Annotated in this window: 17 protein-coding genes; 8 read left to right on the top strand and 9 right to left on the bottom strand. The window is 63.4% G+C overall.

Annotated features, from left to right (window positions below; all coding sequences use genetic code 11):
* The first annotated feature begins 74 nt into the window (after nucleotides 1-74).
* The 7 genes from ACH0CP_RS17025 (at nucleotide 75) to ACH0CP_RS16995 (ending at nucleotide 6,795) form a co-directional block, all read left to right on the top strand.
* Nucleotides 75-467, top strand: a complete 393-nt coding sequence (locus tag ACH0CP_RS17025) for an antitoxin Xre/MbcA/ParS toxin-binding domain-containing protein (protein ID WP_406893931.1) — start codon at nucleotides 75-77, stop codon at nucleotides 465-467.
* Nucleotides 464-949, top strand: coding sequence for an RES family NAD+ phosphorylase (locus ACH0CP_RS17020; RefSeq protein WP_406889268.1), 486 nt, complete (start codon nucleotides 464-466; stop codon nucleotides 947-949). Before ACH0CP_RS17025 ends, ACH0CP_RS17020 begins: the two co-directional genes overlap by 4 nt.
* A gap of 63 nt (nucleotides 950-1,012) precedes the next feature.
* Nucleotides 1,013-1,789 (top strand): hypothetical protein, encoded by a 777-nt coding sequence (locus ACH0CP_RS17015; protein WP_406889270.1) that lies wholly within the window; start codon nucleotides 1,013-1,015, stop codon nucleotides 1,787-1,789.
* A gap of 207 nt (nucleotides 1,790-1,996) precedes the next feature.
* Complete coding sequence (locus ACH0CP_RS17010; protein WP_406889271.1) at nucleotides 1,997-2,410, top strand: sugar phosphate nucleotidyltransferase; 414 nt, start codon at nucleotides 1,997-1,999, stop codon at nucleotides 2,408-2,410.
* A complete protein-coding gene (locus ACH0CP_RS17005; protein WP_406889272.1) occupies nucleotides 2,410-3,099 on the top strand; it encodes a mannose-1-phosphate guanylyltransferase in 690 nt (229 codons plus the stop codon). Before ACH0CP_RS17010 ends, ACH0CP_RS17005 begins: the two co-directional genes overlap by 1 nt.
* A gap of 55 nt (nucleotides 3,100-3,154) precedes the next feature.
* Nucleotides 3,155-5,461 (top strand): glycosyltransferase family 4 protein, encoded by a 2,307-nt coding sequence (locus tag ACH0CP_RS17000; protein WP_406889274.1) that lies wholly within the window; start codon nucleotides 3,155-3,157, stop codon nucleotides 5,459-5,461.
* The gene (locus tag ACH0CP_RS16995; RefSeq protein WP_406889277.1) at nucleotides 5,452-6,795 is read left to right on the top strand and encodes a glycoside hydrolase family 130 protein; all 1,344 of its coding nucleotides are present in this window, start codon (nucleotides 5,452-5,454) and stop codon (nucleotides 6,793-6,795) included. The genes ACH0CP_RS17000 and ACH0CP_RS16995 overlap by 10 nt, the downstream gene beginning before the upstream one ends.
* Before the next feature lie 221 nt (nucleotides 6,796-7,016).
* Here the strand turns inward: ACH0CP_RS16995 and ACH0CP_RS16990 are convergent, their stop codons facing one another.
* From ACH0CP_RS16990 to ACH0CP_RS16975, 4 genes are all read right to left on the bottom strand, one after another.
* Nucleotides 7,017-7,256 carry a hypothetical protein gene (locus ACH0CP_RS16990; RefSeq protein WP_406889279.1) on the bottom strand — a complete coding sequence of 80 codons (240 nt, stop codon included), beginning with the start codon at nucleotides 7,254-7,256 and terminating at the stop codon, nucleotides 7,017-7,019.
* Nucleotides 7,257-7,977: 721 nt separating this feature from the next.
* The gene (locus ACH0CP_RS16985) at nucleotides 7,978-8,517 is read right to left on the bottom strand and encodes a nucleotide exchange factor GrpE (protein ID WP_406889282.1); all 540 of its coding nucleotides are present in this window, start codon (nucleotides 8,515-8,517) and stop codon (nucleotides 7,978-7,980) included.
* Nucleotides 8,518-8,589: 72 nt separating this feature from the next.
* Nucleotides 8,590-10,464, bottom strand: coding sequence for a molecular chaperone DnaK (dnaK, locus tag ACH0CP_RS16980; protein WP_406889284.1), 1,875 nt, complete (start codon nucleotides 10,462-10,464; stop codon nucleotides 8,590-8,592).
* 168 nt (nucleotides 10,465-10,632) lie between these two features.
* A complete protein-coding gene (locus tag ACH0CP_RS16975; protein ID WP_406889287.1) occupies nucleotides 10,633-11,682 on the bottom strand; it encodes an MBL fold metallo-hydrolase in 1,050 nt (349 codons plus the stop codon).
* A gap of 116 nt (nucleotides 11,683-11,798) precedes the next feature.
* Here ACH0CP_RS16975 and ACH0CP_RS16970 point away from each other — a divergent pair, with 116 nt between their 5' ends.
* The gene (locus ACH0CP_RS16970; RefSeq protein WP_272695384.1) at nucleotides 11,799-12,182 is read left to right on the top strand and encodes a helix-turn-helix domain-containing protein; all 384 of its coding nucleotides are present in this window, start codon (nucleotides 11,799-11,801) and stop codon (nucleotides 12,180-12,182) included.
* Nucleotides 12,183-12,241: 59 nt separating this feature from the next.
* On the opposite strand, the gene ACH0CP_RS16965 is transcribed toward ACH0CP_RS16970, so the two are convergent.
* From ACH0CP_RS16965 to ACH0CP_RS16945, 5 genes are all read right to left on the bottom strand, one after another.
* Complete coding sequence (locus ACH0CP_RS16965; RefSeq protein WP_099230972.1) at nucleotides 12,242-13,186, bottom strand: DnaJ C-terminal domain-containing protein; 945 nt, start codon at nucleotides 13,184-13,186, stop codon at nucleotides 12,242-12,244.
* A gap of 153 nt (nucleotides 13,187-13,339) precedes the next feature.
* Nucleotides 13,340-14,086, bottom strand: a complete 747-nt coding sequence (locus ACH0CP_RS16960) for an HAD-IIB family hydrolase (RefSeq protein ID WP_406889291.1) — start codon at nucleotides 14,084-14,086, stop codon at nucleotides 13,340-13,342.
* Between the two features lie 46 nt (nucleotides 14,087-14,132).
* Nucleotides 14,133-14,465: a hypothetical protein gene (locus ACH0CP_RS16955; RefSeq protein WP_406889292.1), complete on the bottom strand. Its 333-nt coding sequence runs from the start codon at nucleotides 14,463-14,465 to the stop codon at nucleotides 14,133-14,135.
* Nucleotides 14,466-14,482: 17 nt separating this feature from the next.
* A complete protein-coding gene (locus ACH0CP_RS16950; protein ID WP_182926578.1) occupies nucleotides 14,483-15,295 on the bottom strand; it encodes a universal stress protein in 813 nt (270 codons plus the stop codon).
* A 149-nt stretch (nucleotides 15,296-15,444) separates the two neighbouring features.
* Complete coding sequence (locus ACH0CP_RS16945) at nucleotides 15,445-15,918, bottom strand: Dps family protein (protein ID WP_182926576.1); 474 nt, start codon at nucleotides 15,916-15,918, stop codon at nucleotides 15,445-15,447.
* Nucleotides 15,919-16,257: the final 339 nt, after the last annotated feature.

Here is a 16,257-nt window from a genome sequence, read left to right as displayed (position 1 = left end):
CCGCCGCTCAGAGGAAAGCCGACCCGGCGTTCCCGCCCTCATTTCCCTATGTCGACCTCTTTCGGGCCGCACCCGTGGAGCGCATCGAGTTCATCAAGGCCGGCGTTTCTGCGCGCAAGGTCAAGATTCTCATCACCGAGCTCCACCTGGACCAGAACGTCATGTTCGATGCGCTCAGCCTCAAGACCGCGACCGTCAACCGAAAGGCCGCTCGAGACGAGGTTCTGTCCGTCGAGGAGAGCGAGCGCGTCGTGGGTCTCGCGAAGCTCGTCGGCCAGCTGGAAGCAATGGTCGAAGAGTCCGGAGCGGGTGAGGATTTCGATGCGCCCACCTGGCTATCCCGCTGGCTGCGCGAGCCGCTGCCTGCGCTCAAAGGCGCCAAGCCGATCGATTTTCTGGATACGATGGAGGGCCAAGCTCTCGTGTCGCGTGCGCTCGCTCAGATCCAGAGCGGAGCCTATGCGTGAGCCAGCGGCTGTTTCGGATTGCCACGGATACCAAGACCTACACGGCCGACGACATGACGGGCACGGGCGCCAAGCTTACCGGCGGCCGCTGGAATGATGTGGGGGTCGCTGTCGTCTATTCCTCCCCCACGCGTGCCCTCGCCTGCCTCGAAACTCTCGTCCATCTGAATGCTGGCGGTTTGCCGCTCAATCGGTATCTTGTCGAAATCGAGGTTCCGGACGATCTATGGGCGGCCGCAGAGAGCACGGCGGCTTCGTCGCTGCCCGTAGGCTGGGATGCGGAGCCGGCGGGCCTGGTGAGCACGACCTTCGGGACCGACTGGGCCAATAGTGGCCGATCTGCGCTTCTGATGGTCCCTTCGGTGGTCATCCCGGAAGAGCTGAACGTCCTGATCAATCCGGGGCATCGCGATGCCGGAAGGATTGCGGCCCGAAAGGTGCGCAAATGGATCTACGATCCGAGGATGGACAAAAGAGCTTGAGTCCGATCGCCCCAAACGTCCTCGTGAATGACGCTCGCGTTTCCGCGACCACTCCAGCTTGAGATGATCAAGCAACGCTTCATAGAATTGCAGGTCGCCAAGTCCCGTGCGGGAAAACGCACGACGCCCTTCCTGCGCCGGCTCGTTGCCGGGACCGTCGACGAAGTTGCGCGGATCCACTACGCCGAGACTTACCCCACCAAGTGCGTGCAGACCAGTATCGCGGTTCAGCGGCTGCTCGGCCGCCTGGGGATCGCGTCCCGGGTGTGGCTGGGAGCATTCTGCGCCGCGGAGGTCTTCGAAAACCCAAACGTTGCGGGATGGGGCGGCTTCTGGGGTGACGACCATCATGCCTGGACGACGACGGAGTTCTACGAGCTCGTGGACCTCCCGGTTGGCGAAATGACCAAGCACCCCCGCTCCGCCCGATCGGATGGCATTCCGATGCCGCCGCTTTGGTGGGACGACATCTCTCAGTGGCCGCCGGTACTGCGCTACTTGCCCGATCGCGCCGTGGAGCCGGCTTTCCCGGATCCTGCCGACATGGAGGATCTCGCTCGTTTTCTGCAGCGCGTCGATCAATCGTTCGACGAGAGGCTTGCGAGCGGAAGTGTCGAAGCTGTGCGGTTCGGTCCCATGCTTCACGGCGCGGACTCGATGAACGAGCTTCACAATACCGGTCATCCGTGGCTCGAACGCGCGAGCTTGTTCCTCGACCGCGGAGCAGTTCTTCCACCCTGGATCCAGGAGCGAGAGCAGGAGCTGATCGCCGCGCATCGAGCGGGGCAGCGGGCGCCGACAAGGCTGAGCCACGTAACGGGCGAAGTAAGAAACGGCTGATCCGGCCCCAGGCTTTGGCTTCTCGCACTCTCCTCCCCCGACTGATCTAGCGCAGGGCGAGGCAACCACCCCGATTCTAATCGTAACGTCGCCTTGGCAGCGGATGCGGCCATCTCGATCGCCCGCCGCCGAAAGGATTCGGACCGATGTCCCTCTTGGGAAAGCGCTGCTCTCCCCAGGGACTTAGCGAAAGAGGGGCGAGATCCCATGCAGTTGATCCCCGTCATCCTGTCCGGTGGCTCTGGGACAAGGCTGTGGCCACTTTCGACCGAACAGACGCCTAAGCAGTTTCTGCCCTTGGCCGGCGAAAAGAGCCTTCTGCAACAAACAGTTCTTCGGGCCAGGAGCATCCGGCATGCAGCCGCTCCGATCATTGTCGCAAGCCAGGAGCATGAGAGGCGCGTTATCGCCGAGTTGAGTGCGGTGGGCTGCGCTCCCTCGCGACTGCTCCTCGAGCCCATTGGGCGCAACACCGCCCCCGCCCTTGCGATGGCTGCGCTCGAGAGTGTGGAGGAGGACACCCTGCTGCTGGTCATGCCAAGCGATCATGTGATCAGGAACGTTGAAGCGTTCGGCAAGGCCGTTCATCGTGCGCTTTCATTAGCCGAAGACGGCTGGTAGTGACGTTCGGTATCACGCCCGACCGCCCGGCAATCGGCTACGGCTACATTCACATGGGAGACTCGCTCTCCGGCCCGATATGCCGGGTGAACCGGTTCGTCGAAAAGCCCGAAGCCGCCCGCGCCGAGCGCATGCTCGCCGAAGGCAGTTATTTGTGGAACGCTGGAATATTTCTCCTGCGCTCCGACCGCCTCCTCGAGGAGCTCTCGATCCAAGCCCCCACGCTCTTGGGTTCGGTCCGCAAGGCGCTGTCCACTGGCCATCGCGAGGCAGGTCGGGTGATCCCCGATCGTGCGACCTTTGCCGCCATCGAAGCGCAATCGATCGATTACCTGGTCATGGAGCGCGCATCGCGCATGGCGGTCGTGCCTGTCGATGTGGGCTGGTCCGACATCGGGAGCTGGGACGCGCTCCACGAGGTCGAAACTCGGGACGATAGCGACAATGCCTTCCACGGCGATGTGCTCGCCCTCGACAGCCAGGGCTGCCTGATCCGGAGCGATGGCCCCCGCGTCGCGGCCTTGGGCATATCGGATCTTGTCATCGTTGCGACGGAGGACGTGATCCTGGTGATACCCCGCGAGCGTGCTCAGGAAGTGCGCCGGCTAGTACGCTTGGCAGCTGAGGCGACCGAGCCGCCAGCGCCCTCACCGGCTGCGGCGCTGTCGGCGGCAGCGCCCGCCTCCTGACCTGGAGACGACGCGGCACCCCCTGACCCTGAAGACGTCTTAGAAGGAGAGCTTGATGAGTGGCTATGCCCTGACCCCGCCGGTCCGCCACATCGCCCTGATCGGCAACTTCCCACCGCGCCGCTGCGGCATCGCGACCTTCACGGCCGACCTGCGCAGCGCGCTGGTTCAAATCGCGCCTGACGCCAGTCTGTTGACGGTCGCCATGAACGATCCGGGCATGCGGCACCTCTATCCCTCGGAGGTCGGCTACGAGATCGCGCAGGACGATCCCGCTGCGTACCTGGCCGCGGCGGATCATCTCAACGCGCTCAATCCCGACGTGGTGTGCGTCCAACACGAGTTTGGCATCTTCGGCGGGGATGCCGGCGGCTATCTCCTGCCGATGCTCGAGAAGCTTCGGGCGCCGATCGTGACAACGCTCCACACGATCCTGACGCGGCCAGACCGTGCTCAGCAACGGGTTATGCAAGCGCTCGTCGAGCGGTCGTCGCGCCTTGTCGCTATGACAGAAATGGGAAGAACCATCCTCGAGCGCGACATGGGGGTAGCGGACAGCAAGATCTCCGTGATCCCGCACGGAATCCCTGACGTGCCATTCCTTGACCCCGCGTTCCACAAGCACCGCTTCGGCCTCGATGGCCACCGGGTCATCCTGACCTTCGGCCTGCTCTCGCCGAACAAGGGCATCGAGGTCATGATCGATGGGCTCTCTCGTCTCGTTAAGGACCACCCCGATCTCGTCTACGTCGTCCTGGGGGCAACGCACCCTCATCTGGTGGCCCGCGAAGGAGAACGCTATCGCGAGCGGTTGGAAGCTCGCGTTCAGAGTCTCGGTCTTTCGAGCCACGTCCGGTTCGTGAACGAGTATGTCGACGCACCAACCCTACAAGCGTGGCTGTCAGCCTGCGATATCTATGTGACGCCCTATCTTTCCGAGGCGCAGATTACGAGTGGCACGCTGGCCTACGCCGTGGGCCTCGGCAAGGCGGTAATTTCGACGCCCTACTGGCATGCGAAGGAGCTGCTCGCCGACCGCCGCGGGCAGCTCGTGCCGTTCGCGTCACCCGAGCCGCTCGCCGAGGCGGTCGGCGCCGTCCTTTCCGACCGGAGCCTCTGCGACGAGCTGCGTCGAAACGCCTACCAAGCCGGCCGGGAGATGATCTGGCCGGTGGTCGCGGAGCGTTACACGACCCTCTTCCAACGGGCACGTGTCGAAGCCAGTTCCAAGCAGGATCTGGTACAGCTCAACCCCTCCAAGGCAATGTCGCCCAAGTCCACTCTCAATGCCGTCGCCCGAATGAGCGATGGCTGTGGCATGCTCCAGCACAGCCGGTCCACGGTGCCCGACCGGCGACATGGCTATTGCCTCGACGACAACGCTCGAGCCCTGATGCTTGCCGCAATGTTCGAGGCGGAGGGGATAGACAGCAAACGCGCTATCATGCTCGCATCTACCTACGCCTCCTTCGTCGATCTCGCCTGGGACGAGCACTCCAAGCGGTTCCGCAACTTCATGGGCTTCGATCGGCAATGGCTCGAGCGCGAGGGCTCGCAGGACAGCTTTGGCCGGGCGCTGTGGGCGATCGGGCGCACGGCGGAGCTAACCCGCAATCACGGTCTCAAGCTTTGGGCTACGGCGCTTGCCGACAAGGTGATCCCGGCCACTGGTTATCTCACGAGCCCGCGAGCCCGAGCGTTCGCCATACTCGGCCTTGCCGCTCATCTTCGCGTCTATCCCGGACTTCGGCCCGCAAGGCTCCAGCTGGAGACATTCGCGGGAGAGCTGCTCAGCCTGCTCCGCGCAGAAAGGAGAAGCGGTTGGACGTGGTTCGAACCGGTGCTCGCCTATGACAATGCCCGCCTCCCCGAGGCGTTGCTGCTGGCGAGCGATGTTCTTGATGATGGTGACATGCGCCGCGAGGCGCTGGAGGCGCTCGACTGGCTACGACGGCTGCAGACCGCATCCGAAGGTCACTTCCGACCCGTAGGGACCCAAAGCTTCGGGGCGGAGTACCAGGCCCCCCGCGCCTTCGACCAGCAGCCACTTGAAGCCTGGGCAACAATCGACGCGTGCGCCCTCGCATTTGAGCAAGACGGCGACCAGCGTTGGCGAGCGCATGCCGAAGCGGCTTTCGCCTGGTACCTGAGCACCAATGACCTGGGAGCGCGCATCGCCAGCCCCGATGGCGGTTGCTACGACGGATTGCAGGTAGACCGCGTGAACCTGAACCAGGGTGCGGAGTCCATCCTTGCCTATCAGTTCGCGGCTCTAGCGATTGCGCGTATCGGCAGCGCTGCCGAGGGTTCAGAGAGAGGCAAGGCGCGAGCCGCTGCTTCCGGAGGCGTTGCATGCCGCTGATCCAATCCAGCCTGCGGCTGCTGCCGAACCCAGATCGGGTCGTCGTACGGCCCCTTCATCTCGCTCCGGAGCCGCGGGACATCAACCCGGTCAATAATGATCGAGTGCGGCGGATCATTGCCGCGGTGCGCGCCATGGACGGCCGCACGACCCAAGCCGAGCTCGCCCTTGTGCTCGCGGATTTCGAAAGCCGCCATCGCGAGATACGCCGGGTGTTCGAGGAGCGGTACGATCAGGTGGCGTCCGAGATCGGCCTGGCTGATCCATTGGACCGCGCTCAGCGCCAACTCATCGGCGCCTATTTTTGCCACGAATACTCCTTCGGCGCCGCGGCGGTCATGAACCCGAGCATCGTTCCGCACCCCGACCAGATGGGGCTGACCGAGGGGGCGCTTCGATTCATCCTGTCGCTGCGGGCCGTGGGCGAGGGGCACATTTCCTCTGTGACCTTTCGACAAGGGATCGTTCGTGCCGACGGCACTATCGAGCTTGATCCGGAGCCCGATCTTGCGGTCGCCGCCAAGGCTGAGAGCCAGCCGGACGGCAGTGTTGTCTTTCGCCGGCATGACTGCAGCAACCGTCTCGACGAAATGGTCCTGTTCCCGTTCACGCCGGCCCAACGCAACGGCCTGGAGGATCTGCGTCTCGTCAGGTTCGAGGATGACGATGGGAAGCGCGCCTATTACGGCACCTACACCGCCTACAGCGGCGCTGCGATCGCTTCGGAGATACTGCTGACCCGCGACTTCGAGACTTTCGAGTTGCGGGTTTTGCAAGGGAGTGCCGCGCGCAACAAGGGCATGGCCCTATTCCCACGCAAGTTCGATGGCGATTATCTGATGGTCGGCCGGCAAGATGGCGAGAGCCTCTACCTGCTGCGTTCGCCAGACCTGTATCGATGGGAGCGCGGTGAACTTCTCGCCCGTCCTGAATATGCCTGGGAACTCATCCAAATCGGCAACTGCGGGGCGCCCATCGAGCTCGAGGAGGGCTGGCTCGTACTTACCCACGGCGTCGGCGCAATGCGCAAATATTCAATCGGCGCACTGTTGCTCGATCGAGAGGACCCATCCTGCATCATCGGACGAACGGCGGTGCCGCTACTGTCGCCTTCCGATGAAGCTCGGGAGGGCTATGTTCCCAACGTCGTCTATACCTGCGGGGCACTGGCGCACGCCGGCCGGCTGATCATGCCCTACGGGGTCGCGGACAGTTCGGTGAGCTTCGCATCGATCGACCTGGCCGAACTACTGGCGATGCTTTGCCCGCCAGCCGTTTCCCGTTCCTCGCTGATCCGTGATTTCGGGCAGGTGCGGGATCGAACGGATGCGTGATCGTCGGCAACGAGCATAAGCGCCGGATCTGGCTTCGACGCGCAATCGGTCGGTATCACCGCTCGGACCTGGCAAGAGCGAACTCTGGCCAAGCCACAATCTCATCAAGTCGACCTCTTCCGAGAGTGGGCATCGGCTTGGGGCACCGCCTCAACGCGGCAGCCGAGGATCGAAGGCGGACAGGTGGGCTTAAGGGTTGGCCCCGCTCATAACCTTACGACCTAATGCACAGTGGGCTTCAGCTCGACGCCAGCTTCAGCAATAACATACTCGTTCCCATCCCCGGCAAAGAACATCTCGACCCGCTCCTCCTCATCCTGTGGCGGAGGCTTGTCGGGGAATTGCTGCGTCCAGGCATCGTTGACGTAAGACAGGAGAAAGGACCAGGCAGTCGCGTGGCTGTGATGCGTCGACCAGAACACCTCGCCGAGATGCTCAATCATGAGAACGACTACGGCCATTCGTCTACCTCCGCCGACGTGATCTGCGGGACCCGTCGCTTGGCCAGGTCGCAAGGAGAGGATCAGGCCATCAAGGGCTTCCAGCCGGCTCGGAAGCTCGAATGCTCGACAGTATTTTCTGGACTTCGAAAGCATGTCGCGGTGTCTCGGCGCCCGGTTGACAGAGGCGGATCAACAGGCGCCCCTCGACGACACGGTTCCCGATGCGCGAAACTGTGCCGAGGCCGAAATGGATACCCGGCGAGGCGAGCACATTCCTGTAGAGCCGCCAGTAGCGCCGCCACTCCGCTGCGCTCCCACTCGTCGAGATCGTCATGTGACCGGATCGAAGCGGCACGTACGATACATTGCGGTTCAGTTGTGCACGTTCGATGGCAAAGCAGTGTGCTCCGCGGCCGGCTGCGACCTGGGCGGCTTTCCGCAGCAGGCGGCTTCTCACCGAGCGATCGCCCCAACGAGGAGGGGCAAGGATCGCGACTTCAAAGGCGGTTTGATCTCCGCTCACGACCTCGCGAACGTCGTAGACCGGGAGCCGAGCGTCGGTTGTCGCGGGCGAGGGCCTTGCCTGCCCGGCCGAGATGCCGGCCACGCTCGCTAGCGCGGCAAGCCACCAGAGCAACCCGACCGGCCATACCTGCCCTCGCTGCATATCAGGCCGGTTCCGCTGCACCGGAAGAATGAGGGGCGATGGCGTCCCGATGCATCGGATCCGCCCTCCCGCTCAGCCTGCTGAAGATATCACGACGCGTGCGGGGCGGATGAGCCTGCTTCCGACTTTATATCCCCGCTGCAGGGTCTCAAGCACCAGCCCCTCAGCGGTCTCGGTCTCGGATCGCGAGGCGATCGCATCATGTCTGTTCGGGTCGAACGCCTCCCCCTTCTGTGGGGAGATCCGTTCCACCCCCGCCTTTGCCAAACCATCCACGAACGCCCTGCTCGTCGCCCTGAGCCCGTCGAGCAGGGAATCGAGGCTTGGTTGCGCCCCCTCCGTTCGAGATGCCGCCTCGATCGCCAGATCAAGGCTATCGAGCGCTGGAACGATCATCTCGGCTAGATCCGAGATGCCGGTTTCTCGACCCTCGGCGCGTGCGCGATCGGCCCGCTTTCTGGCGTTTTCGGCATCAGCCAGTGCGCGTAGGAGCCGCTCCCGCAGTTCCTCGACCTCCGATGCAGGAACTGCGCGGTCCGGCCCGGCGTCCTCGCCGCTCGCGCCTTGGGAAGGCGCCGCCTCCCTTTCATCAGCAGTGTCGTCTTGGTTCATCTTGCCCAGCCTTCATGCTTCCGGGGGGGGCAGGCGCCCCTCTGACCAATGGGGGCCAGCGCGCAGCGGCCCTCATTTCTTCGTGTCGTCCGCCTCCTCGAACTCGGCGTCCACGATTCCATCGTCCGCAGCGGATGCGCTGCCGCTCTCAGCACGCTGAGCACTGACGACCTGCTGGGTGGCGGCCTGCAGGTCCTCACTTCTCTTGCGGATCTCCTCGATCTGCTCACCCTCCATGGCCGTCTTCAGCTTCGAGACGGCTTGTTCCACTGCCTCCCGATCGGCAGCGGCTACCCGGTCACCGGCATCCGACAGGGTTTTCTCGGATAGGAAAATCAGCGCATCGGACTGGTTCCGCGTCTCCGCCAGCTCGCGGCGCTTCCTGTCCTCGCTGGCGTGCTCCTCGGCGTCTCTGACCGCCCGCTTGATGTCCTCGTCGCTCAGGCCGCCCGACGACTGAATGGTGATCTTCTGTTCGCGCCCGGTGCCCTTGTCTGTGGCAGAGACGTTCACGATACCATTCGCGTCGATGTCGAATGTCACCTCGATCTGCGGCTCGCCACGCGGCGCCGGCGCGATGTTCTCGAGGTTAAACTGGCCGAGCAGCTTGTTGTCCTCGGCCATCTCCCGCTCTCCCTGGAAGACGCGGATGGTCACGGCGGGCTGGTTGTCCTCGGCTGTCGAGAAGGTCTGGCTCTTCTTGGTGGGGATGGTCGTGTTGCGATCGATCAGCTTGGTCATCACGCCGCCAAGCGTCTCGATGCCTAACGACAGCGGCGTGACGTCGAGCAAAAGCACGTCCTCGACTTGCCCCTTCAGCACGCCCGCCTGGATCGCTGCGCCCAGCGCCACGACCTCGTCAGGATTGACGCCTTGGTGTGGCTCCCGTCCGAAGATGGACTTCACCGCCTCGACGACCTTCGGCATCCGCGTCATGCCGCCGACCAGCACGACTTCGTCGAGCTGATCGGCCTTCAGGCCGGCATCCTCGAGTGCAGCCTTGCAGGGGCCGACAGTCCGGGAGATGAGATCATCGACCAGCGCTTCGAGCTTCGCGCGGGTGAGACGGATGTCGAGATGCTTCGGGCCGGATTGGTCGGCGGTGATGAACGGCAGGTTCACGCTCGTCTGCGATGCCGAGCTGAGTTCGATCTTCGCCTTCTCAGCGGCTTCCTTCAGTCGCTGCAGGGCAAGCCGGTCCTGACGCAGGTCGATCCCCTGCTCCTTCTTGAACTCATCGGCGAGGAAGTCGATTATCCTCTTGTCGAAGTCCTCGCCGCCGAGGAACGTGTCTCCGTTCGTCGACTTGACCTCGAAAACACCGTCGCCGAGCTCCAGAACGGAGACGTCGAAGGTGCCGCCGCCGAGATCATAGACGGCGATCGTGCCGGTCTTCTTCTTCTCGAGGCCGTAGGCCAGCGCCGCAGCGGTCGGCTCGTTGATGATGCGCAGAACCTCGAGACCGGCAATGGTGCCTGCATCCTTGGTCGCCTGGCGCTGCGCATCGTTGAAATAGGCGGGCACCGTGATGACGGCCTCGGTGACCGGCTCACCCAGGTATTTTTCGGCCGTCTCCTTCATCTTGCGCAGGATGTGGGCGGAAATCTCGCTAGGGCTGGACTTCTTGCCGTTCACTTCGACCCATGCGTCACCGTTAGCGCCGGGGACGATCTTGTAGGGCACCATGCCCTTGTCCTTCTGGACGATGGGATCGTCGTATCTGCGGCCGATCAAACGCTTGATCGCGAACAGCGTCTGCTCCGGATTGGTGACGGCCTGGCGCTTCGCCGCGGCCCCGACCAGCACCTCTCCGTCAGGGCGAAAGGCCACCATCGAGGGGGTTGTCCGCGCCCCCTCGGCATTTTCGATAACCTTGGGCTCCTTGCCCTCCATCACGGCGACGCAGGAATTGGTGGTGCCGAGATCGATGCCGATTGCTTTCGCCATGCCAGCCTCCATGAGAAAATCGAACGCCGACGATGGAGAGTATCGGGCCGGTGAGTCCTGACCTGGATCAGTCGTGCTACCAGCAGTGCGGCCTGCCCTCGACAGAGCGGTGTACCAATTGCGATCGGAGGCGAGCTTACCCGAGCAATCGAGCGGGCTGAACGACGTTCAAACCCCCGCCCCGACCTTGGTGTCGAAAAGCCAGGGGGTCACGGCAGGAACGCTTAGGCTCCCCCATTGTCCAACCTGTCGAACTTCAGCGGAGTATGGGATCGCCATCCAGAAATAGCCGGTGCCGCTCCGAACGACATGCCCCAGCCCAGGGAAGGAGATGTGGGGCGCGGCGACCAGCTCATGCGTCCTGGCGAGCTCCGCAAGCGCGGACGCTCTCGTCTTCGCCGCCAAAGCCTCGTCGGCATCGTAGTCGACCGTAATGTCGGGCCTGGGTAGCTGTACCTCGGCTGCATGGATGATGTCGCCGATTACCCGCATCCGATGTCCCCGGCTCTCGATCTCGTAGAAGCTGTGGCCGGGCGTGTGGCCCGGAGCGGCGATGACACGGATCCCTGGCAATAGCGTCGATGGCGCGGTGAAGGTGCGGATGCGACCCGCCGCGCGATAGGGTGCAAGTGCCGCCCGGCCCTCCTCGAACATCTTCTGGTGGCTGGGTTTAGCGCGTGCTCTGGCCTCATCGTTCAGCCAGTAATCAAGCTCCCGCTTCGCCAGATAGATGTATGCATTCGGGAAGACGCGGCGGCCGTCCACGGTCAGACCGCCCGAGTGGTCGCCATGCACGTGGGTCAGCAGCACGGCATCGATTGTTTCTGGCGCATATCCGGCCGCCATTAGCGTTGCCGGAAGACGACCGCAGCAGTCACCAAAGAGGCGCCCCGCCCCTGCCTCGATCAGGATGCGACGCTCACCGGTGTCAATCAGGAAGCTGTTGATCGACGTCTCTCGATCAAGCGACTCGCCCGCTTTGCGGAAGGCGTCCGCCAGACTTTCCCTGGAGGCGCCATGGAGCAGGTCTCCGAACGGAACCGGTGTGGTACCGTCGGTAAGGACGGTGATCTTATAGTCACCGAGCGCTACTCGATAGTAACCGGGCGCCTGCACCGCCGGGGGCTTTATTGCGGTTGCAGCCGCCTGCTGTGCCGGGGCTTGCACGGGTGCGAGCGCCGCGAAAAGAACGGCACCGATCAATAATACCGACTTCACCTCAACCTCCTTTCTGATCTTGCTGCGCCGAGCCATGATTCCCCGGCCCGGCGCCTTGCGCGGCCTGAGATGCAGCTCTAACTACCCGATAGGAAGTACACACCCATGGGTAAGTAATGGAGAAAGTTGATCCGTTTCGAGACCTGCAATGTGACGTCTTCCTGGCCGACTGTCCGGCGAGGAAGGTACTGGGCATCCTTGCGGAGAAGTGGACGCTGCTCGTCATCCACGCGCTCAGCGAGCGCACGTACCGCACGGCCGAGTTGCGCCGACGTATTGGCGGCGTCTCAGAAAAGATGCTGATCCAGGCGCTTCGACGGCTTGAGGCCCATGGCCTGGTAGCGCGCCGGAGCTATCCGGAAGTCCCGCCGCGCGTGGAATATTCGCTCACACCGCTGGGCTTCTCGCTCAGCAGTGTCGTGCGTGAGCTTGATCGCTGGGTTGAGGCCCACGCTATGGAGATCGCGGACTGGACCGCGCCGCCGCCGTCAACTGACTGACCCTTCCGCGCCACCGCTTCAGGGTCGCCACTCGCAGGAGCTCCCGGCACCGCGAGCCCTTACACTCCCATCGAAGCGCGCGGGTTCTCGTCGTGGTGCTTTGCCCAGGTGCGTGCGAGCTCCTCGAGCTCGGCGTCGCCGGACGGCAAGTGGACCATCAGGCGTACCAGCTGGTTGCCACGGCTGCCGTCCGCGCGATGAAAGCCCTTGCCCTTGATCCGTAGCGTGCGCCCCGAACTCGAGCCTTTGGGGACGGTCAGCAGCACTGGGCCATCAACGGTCGGTACCCGCACCTTGGCGCCGAGCACGGCTTCATCCCAGCGCACCGGCAACTCCACTCGCACATCGTCTCCTTCCCTTGTGAAGAAGCGGTGTGGCTCGATCTCGAGTATCACGATTGCGTCACCGGCTCCGCCGGGGCCCTCCTCCCCCTGACCGCGCAGGCGCACCTGAGTCCCGGACTCAAAGCCGGCGGGCAGCTTCAGGTCGACTGCCTTTCCCCTTCCGAGCTCGATGTGCTGCGGACGCAGCGCCGCTGCATCTTCGAAGCTAATGTTCAGGCGGTAGGCGACGTCCGCTCCCCGGGGACGGTAAGACCGTCGACGGCCGCCTCCAGCGGCCTCTGCTCGGCCAAACATGTCGCCGAAGATGCTGGCGAAATCGGCTTCGTCCCCGGTGAACTCGAAGGTCGTCGTGCCTCCATCGGCCCCGGCGCGGAAGCCGCCGCGGCGCGCAAAAGGACCGGCGCCGTTGAAATCGGAGAAGCCGTAGGGCGCCTTCGGATTGCCATCCTCATCGATCTCGCCGCGATCGTAGCGCGCGCGCTTCTCCTTGTCGGTGAGCAGGTCATAGGCGGCCGTAATCGCGGAGAAGCGCTCCGCCGCTCCCGGCTTATCCGCGTTGCGGTCCGGGTGATATTCCTTGGCGAGCTTTCGATAAGCCTTCTTGATCGCCGCCTCGTCCGCATCGCGCGGCACGTTCAAGGTCTGGTACGGATCGGCCATTCTGTTCAGTCCCTGTGTCGGTCCCTCATCGACTGCCGTTGCGTATGGTTGAAGATGAGATGACCAATCTTGTTGTCATAAACACCCCGCCTGGTTCTCGATCCGAAGCTTCCGCCATCGGCAAGCAACTTCGCGGCAGGTCCAATGGCGAGATCATGCCTCAAGCCACAGGGTGAGAGCATGAAGGATGCTCTTCGTCTCCTGGACGTCGCGAACGGCAACTGTGTCGACGCCGACTGTGACGGCGGGATAGTCATTACCTCCCGGAAATATCGAGTCGCCGAGGAAGATCATGTCCTTGAACGCGACGCCGCTAACCTCCGCGAGTTTGCGCAGCCCGAACGCCTTGTCGATCCCTGCCCGGGTGATATCGATCGAGGTGGTCCCTCCGATATTGATCGACCAGTCAGGCAATGATTGTCGGAGCATGTCCTGCAGCTGCAGGCGCTTGCGGCGATCCGGATCCCAGGCCTCCTTCGCCTCCAGCGGCGCCTTCTGCCCGATACCCGAATAGGTGATCTGGGTTCCGCGATCCTCGATCCGGGGTCCCCACGCCGGCTCGCGATTGAGCCCGGCCACCTGTATCGCCCGTTCCAGAGCGTCCAGGATATCGGCCTTTTCGCTAGGCGTGATTGCCTCGGAATAGACCTGCTCCCAGTCTCGGGTGAAGCGGAACAGCTTCGCGCCGGCAGTGGGCACTATCCAGAGCCGACTCAAATCGGACTGGGCAGGCAGACGATCGACCACCTGCTTCTTGAACTGAGGCCAGTCGCCCCCGGATATCACCGCCACCTGGGCAAAGGAGAGGAGCGTGGCCAGAAGCCCGGCTACCTCGTCGTCGAGCGGGGCTTTGCTTTCGGCCAGGGTGCCGTCGAGATCGAACGCGATCAGCTGCTTCACACCGCCACCGTCGGAATTGGTTCGACACAGGGGTTATCAGATGGGGTCACCGAGTTCGGCTGACCACATAGGCCGTCCCGTCGGCTCGAACGATGACGAGGTGGTACGACTTGTCCTCGCACTGCGCGCGCCAAACCGGCCCCTCCTTCTCGTCCGGCAGCCGCTCTGCCTGGATGACGTTCTGGCACGCCAGACCTGCATCTCGGATCGCGCGGAAGAGCACGGCCCTCCTCGACGCGTCGTTCAGATTGATCACCGCCTGCTGGTAGTTGTTGATTGAGTCGCTCTGAGCAGTCTGACCACCGTCCGGCTGATCTGCCTTCTGCGTTCCGCATCCAGCGAGAGCAACGCACAGCGCCGCCACGATGATGCCTCGCATCGATCGTTCTCCCCTTCTCAATGAGCAAGTAACAGCGGCTTCGGGCACCGCAGAAGCATCTCGCGCGTCACGCCACCCAGGATTCGTTCGCGGATGCGCGAATGGCCGTAAGCGCCAAGAACAACGAAGTTCGACTGCGTGTCGATCGCCACGTTCAGCAGTTCCTCTCCGACACTGAGATCACCTAGCGCCACCGGAAGCAGTTCGGACTGGATGCCATGATGCGACAGGTACGCAGCGGCGCCAGAGGCAGGGAACTCAGGCGCGTCGTCTCCAATCGTGACGATCTGAACACGACTTGCCCGGCTCAGGAAGGGGACCGAGAAGCGCAGCGCCTGCGCTGCCTCGAATGACGCATTCCACGCCACAAGTGCGGTGCCATCGAGGCTCAGCGTCCCGTTGTCATAGGGCACGGACAGGATCGGAGCTCGGGAATGCACTGCGACGTCGCCGACAAGATCCAGTTCGGCGTCCCAGCCGCCTTCGTCGCTCTCGAGATGGCTGAGGATGATCAGATCATTCAGCCTGGACTGGTCCAGCAATACGACCGCCGGAGAGCCTGCTCCGCGCACCCAGCCGAACGAAACGCCGTCGTCACGCAGTCTCTCTTCGATCGACGCCCGCGTGGCATCCTGGCGCTTCTCATGCTCGGTGAAGAGCTTCAGCGACGGATAAACCCCGCCAAAGGGATCCGCCATCGCATAGGCCGAGAGCGGCGCAGCCTGCGTGCCGGTCAGATGAAGGCCGAACGCCTTGGCCAGCTGGATCGCGGCGTCGAGCCGCGCTTCCCCGCCGCGGTCCTCGGCCACATGAAGCAACCCTGTTTTCATCAACCTGCTCCTTTCGATTGATAAAGCGACCGACAGCCGCTGGTCGCAGCAAGAAAACGGTAAGCAGCCTGAGCAAGGCGGACGCTGACATAGGTCAGAGGAGATCCCCTGCCTTCCTCACGCCTGCGTCGGCAACCAGCAGCGCCGGCTCACGCGTCGAGGAGCGCGCGAAGCATCCATGCTGTCTTTTCATGAACCGCGACGCGCTGCGTCACCAGGTCAGCGGTTGCCTGATCGCCGGCGGCGTCGGCTACGGGAAAAAGGCTGCGTGCCGTTCTGGCGGTGACCTCGTGTCCCTCGACCAGGATCTTGATCATGGCCTCGGCCTTGGGCGGAGTTTCAGGGGCGTCGGCGAGCGAGCTCAGGCTCGCGAACTGCCCATAGGACCCAGGCGCCGGCTCACCAAGAGAGCGAATTCTTTCGGCGATCGGATCAACCGCGTTCCACAGCTCGGTATATTGCACCATGAACATCGCGTGCAGGCTGTTGAACATTGGGCCTGTGACGTTCCAGTGGAAGTTGTGGGTCGTCAAATAAAGTGTGTAGGTGTCGGCCAAGAGGCGTGCCAATCCCCCCGCCACCTCTTTCCTCTTGGTCTCGTCGATCCCGATTTCGATGGCCATTATCGTCATCCTGCCAATGCGCCGCGGGCGGCGGTGCCGATGCCGCCGCGGTTCGTGCCTGCCTCGGCCGCATGCGCGCTTGCTGAGGTCCCCGGGAGGATAGCGCCGCACTGCGGAGTGAAACTGACCCAGATCAGATGATCATGTGGACGGCCGCAAATCACGACCAACCCTGCTCGGGCAGAATCGATCGCCGGCTGACATGAGTCAGCACGCACGCGCGACTCGCTGAATAGGGAAGCTGCGGCGGAGTACCAACTGGGTGTCCGCCGTCAGCACCTATGGCACAGATTTGAGGTTGTGAATTAAGGAGGGTTGGGGCTTCGTCGTAGTGACGAA

Source organism: Sphingomonas sp. 179-I 2A4 NHS, from assembly GCF_045369135.1.
GTDB lineage: Bacteria > Pseudomonadota > Alphaproteobacteria > Sphingomonadales > Sphingomonadaceae > Sphingomonas.
The sequence above is the reverse complement of the archived record's forward strand: the minus strand, read 5'-3'. Positions and strand labels throughout refer to the sequence as shown.